This is a genomic window from Ideonella sp. (assembly GCF_041914305.1).
Classification (GTDB): Bacteria; Pseudomonadota; Gammaproteobacteria; order Burkholderiales; family Burkholderiaceae_C; genus Ideonella.
Genome location: NZ_JAYSDQ010000005.1, coordinates 238,966 through 252,915, shown reverse-complemented (window position 1 = coordinate 252,915; position 13,950 = coordinate 238,966). Strand labels below are relative to the sequence as shown.

General features: G+C 65.4%; 9 protein-coding genes and 4 tRNA genes. 11 read left to right on the top strand and 2 right to left on the bottom strand.

Features of this window, described 5'->3' with window-relative positions; translation table 11 throughout:
- Positions 1-76 precede the first annotated feature (76 nt).
- From clpX to ACE3SG_RS09055, 6 genes are all read left to right on the top strand, one after another.
- On the top strand, positions 77-1,345 hold the full coding sequence (gene clpX, locus ACE3SG_RS09080; protein ID WP_374564299.1) for an ATP-dependent Clp protease ATP-binding subunit ClpX: 1,269 nt from the start codon (positions 77-79) through the stop codon (positions 1,343-1,345).
- Between the two features lie 128 nt (positions 1,346-1,473).
- The gene (lon, locus tag ACE3SG_RS09075) at positions 1,474-3,909 is read left to right on the top strand and encodes an endopeptidase La (protein ID WP_374564297.1); all 2,436 of its coding nucleotides are present in this window, start codon (positions 1,474-1,476) and stop codon (positions 3,907-3,909) included.
- Between the two features lie 181 nt (positions 3,910-4,090).
- A tRNA-Gly gene (locus tag ACE3SG_RS09070) sits at positions 4,091-4,166 on the top strand.
- An 89-nt stretch (positions 4,167-4,255) separates the two neighbouring features.
- Positions 4,256-4,329 (top strand) — tRNA-Cys (locus tag ACE3SG_RS09065).
- A 16-nt stretch (positions 4,330-4,345) separates the two neighbouring features.
- Positions 4,346-4,421 (top strand) — tRNA-Gly (locus tag ACE3SG_RS09060).
- A gap of 128 nt (positions 4,422-4,549) precedes the next feature.
- Positions 4,550-4,640 (top strand) — tRNA-Leu (locus tag ACE3SG_RS09055).
- 137 nt (positions 4,641-4,777) lie between these two features.
- Here ACE3SG_RS09055 and murI read toward each other — a convergent pair.
- Positions 4,778-5,617, bottom strand: a complete 840-nt coding sequence (murI, locus tag ACE3SG_RS09050) for a glutamate racemase (RefSeq protein WP_374564295.1) — start codon at positions 5,615-5,617, stop codon at positions 4,778-4,780.
- Between the two features lie 273 nt (positions 5,618-5,890).
- Between murI and ACE3SG_RS09045 the strand changes: the two genes are divergently transcribed.
- From ACE3SG_RS09045 to ACE3SG_RS09030, 4 genes are all read left to right on the top strand, one after another.
- On the top strand, positions 5,891-6,640 hold the full coding sequence (locus ACE3SG_RS09045; protein ID WP_374564293.1) for an electron transfer flavoprotein subunit beta/FixA family protein: 750 nt from the start codon (positions 5,891-5,893) through the stop codon (positions 6,638-6,640).
- Position 6,641: 1 nt separating this feature from the next.
- Positions 6,642-7,583, top strand: a complete 942-nt coding sequence (locus ACE3SG_RS09040) for an electron transfer flavoprotein subunit alpha/FixB family protein (protein WP_374564291.1) — start codon at positions 6,642-6,644, stop codon at positions 7,581-7,583.
- 152 nt (positions 7,584-7,735) lie between these two features.
- On the top strand, positions 7,736-9,526 hold the full coding sequence (locus ACE3SG_RS09035) for an acyl-CoA dehydrogenase (protein ID WP_374564289.1): 1,791 nt from the start codon (positions 7,736-7,738) through the stop codon (positions 9,524-9,526).
- Positions 9,526-10,476 carry an NAD(P)H-dependent flavin oxidoreductase gene (locus tag ACE3SG_RS09030; protein ID WP_374564287.1) on the top strand — a complete coding sequence of 317 codons (951 nt, stop codon included), beginning with the start codon at positions 9,526-9,528 and terminating at the stop codon, positions 10,474-10,476. The genes ACE3SG_RS09035 and ACE3SG_RS09030 overlap by 1 nt, the downstream gene beginning before the upstream one ends.
- A gap of 6 nt (positions 10,477-10,482) precedes the next feature.
- On the opposite strand, the gene ACE3SG_RS09025 is transcribed toward ACE3SG_RS09030, so the two are convergent.
- The gene (locus tag ACE3SG_RS09025; protein WP_374564285.1) at positions 10,483-10,821 is read right to left on the bottom strand and encodes a hypothetical protein; all 339 of its coding nucleotides are present in this window, start codon (positions 10,819-10,821) and stop codon (positions 10,483-10,485) included.
- 254 nt (positions 10,822-11,075) lie between these two features.
- On the opposite strand from ACE3SG_RS09025, the gene ACE3SG_RS09020 reads away from it, so the two are divergent.
- Complete coding sequence (locus tag ACE3SG_RS09020; protein WP_374564283.1) at positions 11,076-13,934, top strand: 2-oxoglutarate dehydrogenase E1 component; 2,859 nt, start codon at positions 11,076-11,078, stop codon at positions 13,932-13,934.
- Positions 13,935-13,950: the final 16 nt, after the last annotated feature.

Sequence of the window (13,950 nt, the reverse complement as noted above, 5' to 3'; positions counted from 1 at the left end):
GTTTTCCTGACCGCCGGCATGGCCGGCGCTTGCTCTATCATTGACCCAGGCTTCCCAGGCCCTAACCCGCACTCCCATGCCCGACAAGAAAGGCGCCTCTGGCGAAAAAGTCCTCTACTGCTCTTTCTGCGGGAAGAGCCAGCACGAGGTGAAGAAGCTCATCGCCGGGCCGTCCGTGTTCATTTGCGACGAGTGCATCGAGCTGTGCAACGACATCATCCGTGATGAAGTGCCGGCCGAAGGCGCCACCGCCAAGGCGGCCAAGTCCGACCTGCCGGTGCCCAGCGAGATCAAGGCCAGCCTCGACCAGTACGTGATCGGCCAGGACCCGGCCAAGCGCACGCTGGCGGTGGCCGTCTACAACCACTACAAGCGGCTGAAGCACCTGGGTGCCAGCAAGGACGAGGTGGAGCTGGCCAAGAGCAACATCCTGCTCATCGGCCCCACCGGGTCCGGCAAGACGCTGCTGGCGCAGACGCTGGCCCGCTTGCTCAATGTGCCGTTCGTGATCGCCGACGCCACCACGCTGACCGAAGCCGGTTATGTGGGCGAAGACGTCGAGAACATCATCCAGAAGCTGCTGCAGAACTGCAACTACGACGTCGAACGGGCGCAGCGCGGCATCGTCTACATCGACGAGATCGACAAGATCTCGCGCAAGGCCGACAACCCCAGCATCACCCGCGACGTGTCGGGCGAGGGCGTGCAGCAAGCGCTGCTGAAGCTGGTCGAAGGCACGATGGCCTCGGTGCCCCCGCAGGGCGGGCGCAAGCACCCGAACCAGGACTTCCTGCAGATCGACACGACCAACATCCTGTTCATCTGCGGCGGTGCGTTCGACGGGCTCGAAAAAGTCATCCAGAACCGCACCGAGAAGTCCGGCATCGGCTTCGGTGCCACGGTGCACAGCAAGTCCGAAAAGCGCGTGTCAGAGGTGTTCCGCAACGCCGAGCCGGAGGATCTGGTGCGCTTCGGCCTGATCCCCGAACTGGTCGGCCGCCTGCCGGTGGTGGCCACGCTGGGCGAGCTGACCGAAGAGGCGCTGGTGCAGATCCTGGTCGAGCCGAAGAACGCGCTGGTCAAGCAGTACCAGAAGCTGTTCTCGATGGACGGCGTCGAGCTGGAGATCCGCCCGTCGGCCCTGGTGGCGATCGCTCGCAAGGCCCTGGCCCGCAAGACCGGTGCCCGCGGCCTGCGCTCGATCATGGAGCAATCGTTGATCGACACCATGTTCGACCTGCCCACGCTCGACGGCGTGGCCAAGGTGGTGGTCGACGAGCACATCATCGACGAGGGCGGCAAGCCCCTGCTGGTCTATCGGGAACAGGCCAAGGCGAGCGCCTGACCCGCTTTTCCGGGTTTTCATGTTCCACGAGCCGGCTAACCTGATGAGCCGAGCTTCCAGTAGTCACCCGGCTTCTTGCAATCCACCGCTCGGGCCCCATGTGGGCACGAGAAAGTGAGGCATCTCCCATGTCAGGACACCCGATTCTCCCCGCCGAACCGATCACGCTGCCGCTGCTGCCGCTGCGCGACGTGGTGGTTTTCCCCCACATGGTGATTCCGCTGTTCGTCGGCCGGCCCAAGTCGATCAAGGCCCTCGAAGCCGCGATGGAAGCCGGCCGGCAGATCATGCTGGTGGCGCAAAAGGCCGCTGGCAAGGACGAGCCACGCGCGGACGACATGTTCGAAGTCGGCTGCGTCTCCAGCATCCTGCAGATGCTGAAGCTGCCCGACGGCACCGTGAAGGTGCTGGTCGAGGGCGTGCAGCGTGCGTCCACGCTGAGCATCAACGACAACGGCGAGCACTTCGTCTCTGAAGTGATGCCGATTGAGCCGGGCGGCGAAGCCTCGCCCGAGGTCGAGGCGCTGCGCCGCGCCGTGACGCAGCAGTTCGACCAGTACGTCAAGCTGAACAAGAAGATCCCGCCGGAGATCCTGACTTCGATCGCCGGCATCGACGATCCGGGCCGCCTGGCCGACACGATCGCCGCGCACCTGCCGCTCAAGCTCGAAGCCAAGCAGTCGGTGCTCGACCTGTTCGACGTGGCCAAGCGGCTGGAAAAGCTGCTGGAGCAGCTCGAGCACGAAGTCGACATCCTGCAGGTCGAAAAGCGCATCCGTGGACGCGTCAAGCGCCAGATGGAGAAGAGCCAGCGCGAGTACTACCTGAACGAGCAGGTCAAGGCGATCCAGAAGGAGCTGGGCGACGGCGAAGAAGGCGCCGACCTGGAAGACCTGGAGAAGAAGATCAAGGCTGCGCGCATGCCGAAGGAAGCGCGCAAGAAGGCCGATGCCGAGCTGAAGAAGCTCAAGCTGATGTCGCCGATGTCGGCCGAAGCCACGGTGGTGCGCAACTACCTGGACACGCTGATCAACCTGCCTTGGTCGAAGAAGACCAAGATCAAGCACGACCTGGGCAACGCCGAGGTGGTGCTGAACGAAGACCACTACGGCCTGGACAAGGTCAAGGACCGCATCCTCGAATACCTCGCGGTGCAGCAGCGTGTCGACAAGGTCAAGGCGCCGATCCTGTGCCTGGTCGGCCCCCCGGGCGTGGGCAAGACCTCGCTCGGCCAGTCGGTCGCGCGTGCCACCGGGCGCAAGTTCGTCCGCATGGCTCTGGGCGGCGTGCGTGACGAAGCCGAGATTCGCGGTCACCGCCGCACCTACATCGGCTCGATGCCGGGCAAAGTGCTGCAGAGCCTGTCGAAGGTCGGCACGCGCAACCCGCTGTTCCTGCTCGACGAGATCGACAAGCTGGGCATGGACTTCCGCGGCGATCCGTCATCGGCGCTGCTCGAAGTGCTCGACCCTGAGCAGAACCACACCTTCAGCGACCACTACATCGAGGTCGACTTCGACCTGAGCGATGTGATGTTCGTGGCGACCTCGAACTCGATGAACATCCCGCCGGCCCTGCTGGACCGGATGGAAGTGATCCGCCTGTCGGGCTACACCGAGGACGAGAAGCTCAACATCGCGCAGCGCTACCTGTTGCCCAAGCAAGCCAAGAACAACGGCGTGCTGGACAACGAGATGGAAGTGACCGAGGCGGCCATCCGCGGGATCATTCGCTACTACACCCGCGAAGCCGGTGTGCGTTCGCTCGAGCGCGAGATCTCGAAGATCTGCCGCAAGGTGGTCAAGGGCATCCAGCTCAAGACCTACGAGGGCAAGGTCGTCGTCACCGACGAGAACCTGAACGAGTTCCTGGGTGTTCGCAAGTACGACTTCGGTCGCGCCGAGAAGACCAACCAGGTCGGCCAGGTCGTCGGCTTGGCGTGGACGGAAGTGGGTGGCGATCTGCTGACCATCGAAGCCACCGCGATGCCGGGCAAGGGCAACATCATCCGCACCGGCTCGCTGGGCGACGTGATGAAGGAATCGGTCGAGGCCGCACGCACGGTGGTGCGCAGCCGCGCCCGCCGCCTGGGCATCAAGGACGAACTGTTCGAGAAGCGTGACGTGCACGTGCACGTGCCCGATGGCGCCACGCCGAAGGACGGCCCGAGCGCTGGCGCGGCAATGACCACTGCCTTCGTCTCTGCACTGACAGGCATTCCGGTCAAGGCGCATGTGGCGATGACGGGTGAGATCACGCTGCGCGGCGAGGTCACGGCCATCGGCGGCTTGAAGGAAAAGCTGCTGGCCGCGCACCGTGGTGGCATCAAGCTGGTAATGATCCCTGAAGAGAATGTGAAGGACCTGCAGGACATCCCGGACAACGTGAAGAGCCACCTCGAAATCGTGCCGGTGCGCTGGATCGACAAGGTGCTCGAAGTGGCGCTCGAATCGATGCCGGCACCGCTGCCCGACGACGAACCCGCGTCGACTGAAGCGTCTGCAGCCAAGCAAGAGAAGGGCACCGGCGCGCCGGTGGCTGCGTCCGACACATTGCCTCATTGAAGTGTGTTGCGGCACGCCCGCAAGTCGCTTTGCAAAAACTGCACAGTGACTTGCGGGAAGCCTAAAAATCCTCCTATAATGCTTGCTTCCCTGTTGCGCTGGGAACGCAGTTGAAAGACAGCGATTCACAGCGAGCGACACCAAGCGCGCCAGCAGGGAAAAGTGTTCCGTCAGGAGCCATGCGGGAATAGCTCAGTTGGTAGAGCGCAACCTTGCCAAGGTTGAGGTCGCGAGTTCGAGCCTCGTTTCCCGCTCCAGAATGTCGTGAAAGGGAAGCCCAACAGCTTCCCTTTTTTATCAGGCACGCTGGGCATGGCGATTGAAGGGCACGGCATCGGTTGAGTGCGGCGCGGTAGCAAAGCGGTTATGCAACGGATTGCAAATCCGTCTAGCCCGGTTCGACTCCGGGCCGCGCCTCCAGGCCTGATGGCACCATGCGGGAATAGCTCAGTTGGTAGAGCGCAACCTTGCCAAGGTTGAGGTCGCGAGTTCGAGCCTCGTTTCCCGCTCCAAACACGATGAAGGGAAGCTGCCACGCAGCTTCCCTTTTTAGTTTCGGCGTCACGTCGCCGAACAACGTGAGCCTTCATTGCAAGCCGGCGCCCGCCGGTTTGTCTCTGGCCGATAATTCGCGCGACCCGCCCGGATGGCGAAACAGGCAGACGCAGCGGACTTAAAATCCGCCGCCCTTTCATCGGGGCATACCGGTTCGAACCCGGTTCCGGGCACCATCTACGCGGGCGCGCTGTGAAGCGAAGAGGGCCTGCTGTCCTTCGACACCGGTGCGTCCGGCTTGCTCGTTATGTGGCTGGCATTGAAAGAGCCTTCAAATCGGCGGCGCAAGCTGCGGTCGGCCGATGCGGTGCTCTCAGATCTGAATGCGTTGTACCGGCAGCGCCTGGCCCAGGCCGATGAGTGCCATGCGGGCCAGCAACTCCGGCTCACCCGTGGTTTGCAGCACGATGCTGCCGGCATCGCCGTCAGCGGCTTGGGGTGCCAGCAGATCGACTGCGCGCCGCGCCACCGCGTCGGCGGTGTCCAGCAGTTGGATACCCGGCGGCAGGCGGGCCGCGATGCGCTCGGCCACGAAAGGGTAGTGCGTGCAGCCCAGCACCACGGTGTCGATGTCCATCGCGGCCAGCGGCGCGCAGTACAGGTCCAGCAGGCGATCGACTTCGGCTGATCCGGCCTCGCCGCGCTCGATGGCTGCCGCCAGACCGCTGCAAGGGACCGGGTGAACGCGGCAATCCGGTGCGTGGCGCGCGACCAGGTCGGCATATCGCGCACTGGCCAGGGTGGATGGCGTTGCCATGACGGCGATGGCGTGTCGGGCGCTGGCCCGTGCGGCCGGCTTGACGCCAGGCTCCACGCCGACGAAAGCCACGCCCGGGTGGTGCGCTCGCAACGCGTCTACAGCCCGGGCAGTGGCTGTGTTGCAGGCGATGACGATCAGGCGCGCGCCCTGGTCGACCAGATGATCGACCACGCGCTCCGAGCGTTCGCGCACGTGAGCCGCATCTCGATCGCCATAGGGCGCATGGCCGGCGTCTGCGACGTAGAGCAAGGGCGCATGCGGCAGTTGCCGATGCAAGGCGCGCAGCACGGACAGGCCACCCACGCCGGAATCGAAAACGCCGATCAGCGACGCAGCCGCAGGCGGCGCCGCGGTGGTGTCTTGGGGGGCGGGTTGATCGGCAAGCGGTGTCATGGCGGCGGCAGTCTACCCGGCTGCCCGGGTGGCGCATCGGCGGGCGCCTGCCCGGTCAAAGAGCGCCAACTGTCGCTCGGCCGGCTGGCATTTCTGGGGCTGCGCACCTAAAATAGCACGATCGTTCGATTTATGCTTCGGCCTGCGCCACACGCGCATGGCGTCGAGCATCGTGCCGGTTTTACCCCGTCCGGCATTGGTGCAACCACTAGAATCCCGCAGTTAACGTAAACGTCAATTCAGACCATTCGGGTCCGACAGGAGCAACGCGACATGAAGGTATTGGTAGCCGTCAAGCGCGTCGTCGACTACAACGTGAAGGTTCGCGTGAAGTCCGACGGCACGGGGGTGGACATCGCCAACGTCAAGATGAGCATGAACCCCTTCGACGAAATTGCCGTCGAAGAGGCCGTCCGCTTGAAAGAGAAGGGCGCTGTCACCGAGGTGATCGCCGTCTCTTGCGGTGTCACGCAGTGCCAGGAAACCCTGCGCACCGCGATGGCCATCGGTGCCGACCGCGCGATCCTGGTCGAGACCGACGCAGAACTGCAGCCATTGGCCGTGGCCAAGCTGCTGAAGGCCCTGGTCGACAAGGAGCAGCCGGGCCTGGTGATCCTGGGCAAGCAGGCGATCGACGACGACTGCAACCAGACTGGCCAGATGCTGGCCGCGCTGGCCGACCTGCCGCAGGCCACCTTCGCCTCGAAGGTCGAGATCGCCGATGGCAGCGTGAACGTCACGCGTGAAGTCGACGGTGGCCTCGAGACGCTCAAGCTCAGCACGCCGGCCGTCGTGACCACCGACCTGCGCCTGAACGAGCCGCGCTACGTGACGCTGCCCAACATCATGAAGGCGAAAAAGAAGCCGCTCGAAGTGGTGAAGCCCGCCGACCTGGGCGTGGACGTGGCGCCGCGCCTGAAGACGCTGAAGGTCGCCGAGCCGCCCAAGCGCGGCGCTGGCGTGAAGGTGCCGGACGTCGCCACGCTGGTGGCCAAGCTGAAGAACGAAGCGAAGGTGATCTGAGATGGCTGTCCTCGTCATTGCTGAACATGAACACGGCACCCTGAAGGGCGCCACGCTGAACACCGTGACCGCCGCCTCGCAATGCGGTGGTGACGTGCACGTGCTGATCGCCGGCTCGAATGCCTCGGGCGCCGCCCAGGCCGCCGCGCAGATCGCCGGTGTCGCCAAGGTGCTGCACGCCGACGATGCCAAGCTGGCCGAGCAACTGGCCGAAGACGTGGCTGCGCAGGTGCTGGCACTTGCGGGAGATGGTGCAGGCAACTACAGCCACATCCTGTTCCCCGCCACCGCCCACGGCAAGAACGTGGCCCCGCGCGTCGCGGCCAAGCTCGACGTGGCGCAGATCAGCGACGTCACCAAGGTCATCAGCGCCGACACCTTCGAGCGCCCGATCTACGCCGGCAACGCGATCGCCACCGTGCAGAGCGCCGACAAGGTCAAGATCATCACCGTGCGCACGACCGGCTTCGACGCCGCGGCGGGCGGTGGCTCGGCTGCTGTTGAATCGGTGGCGGCCGTGGCCGGCAACGGCAAGTCGAGCTTCGTGGGCCGCGAGGTCACCAAGAGCGATCGGCCCGAGTTGACCGCCGCGAAGATCATCGTCTCTGGTGGCCGCGCGCTGGGTTCGTCGGACAAGTTCAATGAAGTGCTGACGCCGCTGGCCGACAAGCTGGGCGCCGCGCTGGGCGCCAGCCGCGCTGCGGTTGATGCGGGCTATGCGCCGAACGACTGGCAGGTCGGCCAGACCGGCAAGATCGTCGCGCCGCAGCTGTACATCGCCGCCGGCATCTCGGGCGCGATCCAGCACCTGGCCGGCATGAAGGATTCCAAGGTGATCGTCGCGATCAACAAGGACCCGGAAGCGCCGATCTTCAGCGTGGCCGACTACGGCCTGGAGGCGGACCTGTTCACCGCCGTGCCCGAGCTGATCAAAGCCCTCTGAAGTTGAGCTGCGCGCGGCTTGCCGCCGCGCGCCACGACATTTCCAAGGGCGCCGTTGTGCGCCCTTTTTCTTAATCTGGTTCCGGCATCACGTTGCCCAGGCAACATGAGCCCACACCGCAAACCGCCAACCGGTTTGTCCAGGAGACTGCAGTGACCTACCGCGCACCCGTCAAGGACATGTTGTTCGTGATGAAAGAGCTGGCCGGCATCGACGCCGTGGCCCAGCTGCCCGGTTTTGAAGACGCCGGTTTCGACACGGCCCAGGCCGTGCTCGAAGAATGCGCCAAGCTCAATGAGGCCGTGGTGGCGCCGTTGAACGTCGACGGCGACGTGAACCCGTCGTCGTTCAAGGACGGCCAGGTCCGCGCGACCCCGGGTTTCAAGGAGGCTTTCCAACAGTTCAGCCAAGGTGGCTGGCAGGGCCTGCATCACCCCACCGACTTCGGCGGCCAGGGCCTACCCAAGCTGATCCACGCCGCGTGCCAGGAAATGGTCAACGCTGCGAACCTCAGCTTCGCGCTGTGCCCGCTGCTGACCGACGGTGCGATCGAGGCGCTGCTGACCGCGGGTTCCGACGAGCAGAAGGCGACCTACATCCCGAAGCTGATCGACGGCACCTGGACCGGCACGATGAACCTGACCGAGCCGCAGGCCGGGTCGGACCTGTCGATGGTGCGCACCAAGGCCGAGCCGCTGCCCGACGGCACCTACAAGATCTTCGGCACCAAGATCTTCATCACCTGGGGTGAGCACGACATGGCCGAGAACATCGTCCACCTCGTGCTGGCCCGCGTGGTCGGTGCGCCGGAGGGCGTGAAGGGCATCTCGCTGTTCATCGTGCCCAAGTTCATGCTGAACGCCGACGGCACGCCTGGTGCGCGCAACGATGTGCACTGCGTGAGCATCGAGCACAAGATGGGCATCAAGGCCAGCCCGACGGCGGTGCTGCAGTACGGCGACCATGGCGGCGCGATCGGCTACCTGATCGGCGAAGAGAACCGCGGCCTCGAGTACATGTTCGTGATGATGAACGCCGCGCGCTTTGGCGTTGGTGTGCAAGGCCTGGCGGTGGCCGATCGTGCCTACCAGCGCGCCGTGGCCTACGCCCGCGAGCGCGTGCAGTCGCGCCCGGTCGACGGGTCGATGAACACGGCCGCGCCGATCATCCACCACCCCGACGTGCGCCGCATGTTGATGACGATGCGCGCCAACACCGAAGGCTGCCGCGCGATGGCGCTGGTCGGCGCTGCGGCGTTCGATGCCGCGCACCACCATCCGGATGCGGCGACGCGCCAGCAGAACCAGGCCGTCTACGAGTTCCTGGTGCCGCTGATCAAGGGTTACTCGACCGAGATGAGCCTGGACGTGACCTCGCTGGGCGTGCAGGTGCACGGCGGCATGGGCTTCATCGAAGAAACCGGCGCGGCCCAGCATCTGCGCGACGCGAAGATCCTGACGATCTACGAAGGCACGACCGCGATCCAGGCCAATGACCTGGTGGGCCGCAAGACCTCGCGCGATGGTGGCCGCGCGGCCAAGGCGATCGCAGCGCAAGTCGAGGGCACGGAGCAGGCCCTGATGAAGCAAGGTGGCGACGCGGCGAAGGCGATGGCCAAGCGCCTGGGCACTGCGCGCCAGGCCTTTCTCGACGTGGTCGATTTCGTCGTCGCCCAGTCCAAGACCAACCCGAACGCCGTCTTCGCCGGCAGCGTGAACTACCTGATGCTGGCCGGCAACCTGGTGGCCGGCTGGCAGATGGGCCGCGCGCTGCTGGCCGCCGAAGCCAGGCTGGCGGCGGGCGAAGACGCCGAGTTCATGAAGGCCAAGATCGCCACGGCGCGCTTCTACGGCGACCACATCCTCTCGAAGGCGACCGGCCTGCGCGACAGCATCGTCGACGGCGCCGCCAGCATCACCGACATGGCTCTGGAGGCCTACTGATGTCCATGCCTGCGATCCTCGCGAACCTGCCGCTGCCGATCATTGGCGCGCCGCTGTTCATCATCTCCAACCCCAAGCTCGTGATCGAGCAGTGCAAGGCCGGCGTGGTCGGCTCGATGCCGGCGCTCAATGCGCGCCCGGCCGAGCAGCTGGACGAGTGGCTGGCCGAAATCACCGAGACCTTGGCCGCCTACAACCAGGCCAACCCGGACAAGCCGGCGGCGCCTTTCGCGATCAACCAGATCGTGCACAAGAGCAACGAGCGCCTCGAGCACGACCTGCAGGTCTGTGCCAAGTACAAGGTGCCGATCATCATCACCTCGCTGGGCGCGCGCACCGATGTGAACGACGCCGTGCACAGCTGGGGCGGCGTGGTGCTGCACGACGTGATCAACAACACCTTCGCCAAGAAGGCGATCGAGAAGGGTGCCGACGGCCTGATCGCGGTGGCGGCCGGTGCCGGCGGCCACGCGGGTGTCAAGAGCCCGTTTGCGCTGATCCAGGAGATCCGCGAGTGGTTCGACGGCCCGCTGGCACTGTCGGGCGCCATGTCCACTGGCGGCGCCGTGCTGGCCGCGCGGGCGATGGGCGCCGACTTCGCCTACATCGGCTCGGCCTTCATCGCCACCGAAGAGGCGCGCGCGATCGACAGCTACAAGCAGGCGATCGTCGAAGGCTCGAGCGACGACATCGTCTATTCGAACCTGTTCACCGGCGTGCACGGCAACTACCTGAAGCGCTCCATCCTGTCGGCGGGCCTGGACCCGGACAACCTGCCGCAGAGCGACCCGTCGAAGATGAACTTCGGCGGCGACGCGAAGAAGGCCTGGAAGGACATCTGGGGCTGCGGCCAGGGCATTGGCGCGATCAAACAAGTGCAACCGGCGGGCCAACTGGTCGCCCGGCTGGCGCGCGAGTACCGCGCGGCGCAGGCCCGGGTCGCGGCCTGAGCCTGTTCAGGCCGTTTCGGCCACCAGGCTGGCATCGCAGCCGGTGGCCGACGCGATCCAGCGCCGGGCCAGCCGGCTCAGCAGCGGGGCCAGTGCCGGCGGCAGCCAGCGCAACACGCGGGCGGGATCGCTGACCAGGCCGCAGACGTAGCGGCCATCACTGTCGCTCCATTGCAACGCGTGACAGGCGCCCACGCGCTTTCGGCTGACCAGCACGCCGACCGGGCAGGGCTCGGCAGCGCAGCACAGCCCGCAGCCGTTGCACGGCGCCCCTTCGGCCGGTTTCGGCGGGGCGTCGACATGCAGGTGGATCACCCGGGAGGGTGGCGAAGACGGGCGGCTCACGCCGCCAGTGTGGTGCCGACCGCACGCTTGCTGTCGTGCAAGTAACGGCCATCGCCCATTGCATTTCCACGTACGACGACCTGGGTACACCGGTGTTACAGTGCCGTCCGTGAGTATGTAGGTCCTTCTGTGTCCCCTTGCTGGTGTCAATTTCAGCAAGGCGGGTCGCTAGTCCGCCAACCGGTAGAGCCGGGCCGCGGAAGGTTGATCAACCCATCGGAGCTCTGGAAACCAGGGCGAAAGGTGAGCGAAAGATGATGCAGCAATACAGGTCGAATTCGTACCTGTTCGGGGGTAATGCGCCGTACGTCGAGGAGATGTACGAAGCCTACCTCGACAACCCGGGTGCTGTTCCCGACAACTGGCGCGCGTATTTCGACGCGCTGCAAAACGTGCCCGCGGTCGATGGCTCCGACAGCCGCGACGTGGCGCATGCCCCGGTGATCGAATCCTTTGCGCAGCGCGCGAAGTCGAATGCGTTCGCCGTCAAGGCCAGCTCGGCCGACCTGGCGGTGGCCCGCAAGCAGGTCCACGTCCAGTCGCTGATCGCGGCCTATCGGTTCCTCGGCTCGCGCTGGGCCGACCTGGATCCGCTCAAGCGCACCGAGCGTCCGAAGATCCCCGAGCTGGAGCCGGCGTTCTACGACCTGAGCGAGTCCGACATGGACATCTCGTTCAGCGCTGCCAACACCTATTTCTCGCGCGCCGAGAACATGACGCTGCGCGAGATCATGCAGGCCCTGCGTGAAACCTACTGCGGCTCGATCGGCGCCGAGTTCATGCACTGCACCGACCCGACCGAAAAGCGTTGGTGGCAGGAGCGCCTCGAGAGCGCGCGCAGCAAGCCCACCTTCACCGGCGAGAAGCGCAAGCACATCCTCGACCGGCTGACCGCCGCCGAAGGCCTGGAGCGCTACCTGCACACCAAGTACGTCGGCCAGAAGCGCTTCTCGCTCGAAGGCGGCGAGAGCTTCATCGCCTCGATGGACGAAGTGGTCCAGCGTGCCGGCGAGAAGGGCGTGCAGGAGATCGTCATCGGCATGGCCCACCGCGGCCGCCTGAACGTGCTCGTCAACACCCTGGGCAAGGCGCCGAAGGACCTGTTCAGCGAGTTCGACCACACCGCGCCCGAAGAGCTGCCCTCGGGCGACGTGAAGTACCACCAGGGCTTCTCGAGCGACATCTCCACCGCTGGCGGCCCGGTCCACCTGAGCCTGGCCTTCAACCCCTCGCACCTGGAGATCGTCAACCCGGTGGTCGAGGGCTCGGTCAAGGCCCGCATGGACCGCCGCGGCGACAAGGAAGGCGACCAGGTGCTGCCCGTGCTGGTGCACGGCGACGCGGCCTTTGCCGGCCAGGGTGTGGTGATGGAGACGCTGGCGCTGGCGCAGACCCGCGGTTACTACACCGGCGGCACGCTGCACATCGTCATCAACAACCAGATCGGCTTCACCACCAGCGACCCGCGCGACAGCCGCTCGACGCTGTACTGCTCCGACGTCGTCAAGATGATCGAAGCGCCGGTGCTGCACGTGAACGGCGACGACCCCGATGCGGTCGTCTGGTGCACCCAGCTCGCGCTCGACTACCGCCAGGAGTTCAACAAGGATGTCGTCGTCGACATCATCTGCTTCCGCAAGCTCGGCCACAACGAGCAGGACACCCCGGCGCTGACGCAGCCGCTGATGTACAAGAAGATCGCGCAGCACCCCGGCACGCGCAAGCTCTATGGCGACAAGCTGGTCGCCCAGGGCGTGCTGCCGCAAGGTGGGCCGGAAGAGATGGTCAAGACCTTCCGCGCGGCGATGGACGCGGGCAAGCACCACTACGACCCGGTGCTGACCAACTTCAAGAGCAAGTATGCGGTCGACTGGCAGCCGTTCCTTGGCAAGAAGTGGACGGACGCCGCCGACACCGCGCTGCCGCTGGCCGAGGTCAAGCGCCTGGCCGAGCGCATCACCACGATCCCGGCCAACTTCAAGGTCCACCCGCTGGTCGAGAAGGTGATCGCCGACCGCGCGGCCATGGGCCGGGGCGAGATCAACGTCGACTGGGGCATGGGTGAGCACCTGGCCTACGCGTCGCTGGTGGCGTCGGGTTACCCGGTGCGCCTGTCGGGCGAAGACTGCGGCCGTGGCACGTTCACGCACCGCCATGCCGTGCTGCACGACCAGAACCGCGAGAAGTTCGACGAGGGCATCTACACGCCGTTGGAGCACGTGGCCGAGAACCAGGCCCCGTACGTCGTGATCGACTCGATCCTGTCCGAAGAAGCGGTGCTCGGCTTCGAGTACGGCTACGCCTCGGCCGACCCCAACACGCTGGTGATCTGGGAAGCCCAGTTCGGCGACTTCGTCAACGGTGCACAGGTCGTGATCGACCAGTTCATCGCGTCGGGCGAAGTGAAGTGGGGCCGTGTCAACGGCCTGACGATGATGCTGCCGCACGGCTACGAAGGCCAGGGCCCCGAGCACAGCTCGGCGCGCCTGGAGCGCTTCATGCAGCTCGCCGCGGACAACAACATGCAGGTCGTGCAGCCGACGTCGGCGAGCCAGATCTTCCACCTGCTGCGCCGGCAGATGGTGCGCATGTTCCGCAAGCCGCTGGTCATCATGACCCCGAAGTCGCTGCTGCGGAACAAGGACGCGACCTCGCCGCTGGTCGAGTTCACCAAGGGCGAATTCAAGACGGTGATCGGCGAACAGAGCGCCGACATCGACGCTTCGAAGGTCAAGCGCGTGATCGCCTGCTCGGGCAAGGTCTACTACGACCTGGTCAAGAAGCGCGAAGAGAAGAAGTCGGGCGACGTCGCGATCATCCGCGTCGAGCAGCTCTACCCGTTCCCGCACAAGGCGTTTGCCGCCGAGATCAAGAAGTACGCGAGTGCGACCGAGATCGTGTGGTGCCAGGACGAGCCGCAGAACCAGGGCGCCTGGTTCTTCGTGCAGCACTACATCCACGAGAACATGCTCGACGGCCAGAAGCTCGGCTACGCCGGCCGCCCGGCCTCGGCCTCGCCGGCGGTGGGTTATGCCCACCTGCACCAGGACCAGCAGAAGGCTCTGCTGGACCAGGCCTTCGGCAAGCTCAAGGGCTTCGTCCTCTCTAAATAAGACCACCCCGAAGCGC

Bases quoted from the DNA above. Each gene is read 5' to 3' on its own strand.
- clpX (WP_374564299.1), top strand. From the start codon at position 77: ATGCCCGACAAGAAAGGCGCCTCTGGCGAAAAAGTCCTCTACTGCTCT.
- lon (WP_374564297.1), top strand. From the start codon at position 1,474: ATGTCAGGACACCCGATTCTCCCCGCCGAACCGATCACGCTGCCGCTG.
- murI (WP_374564295.1), bottom strand. From the start codon at position 5,617: ATGACACCGCTTGCCGATCAACCCGCCCCCCAAGACACCACCGCGGCG.
- ACE3SG_RS09045 (WP_374564293.1), top strand. From the start codon at position 5,891: ATGAAGGTATTGGTAGCCGTCAAGCGCGTCGTCGACTACAACGTGAAG.
- ACE3SG_RS09040 (WP_374564291.1), top strand. From the start codon at position 6,642: ATGGCTGTCCTCGTCATTGCTGAACATGAACACGGCACCCTGAAGGGC.
- ACE3SG_RS09030 (WP_374564287.1), top strand. From the start codon at position 9,526: ATGTCCATGCCTGCGATCCTCGCGAACCTGCCGCTGCCGATCATTGGC.
- ACE3SG_RS09020 (WP_374564283.1), top strand. From the start codon at position 11,076: ATGATGCAGCAATACAGGTCGAATTCGTACCTGTTCGGGGGTAATGCG.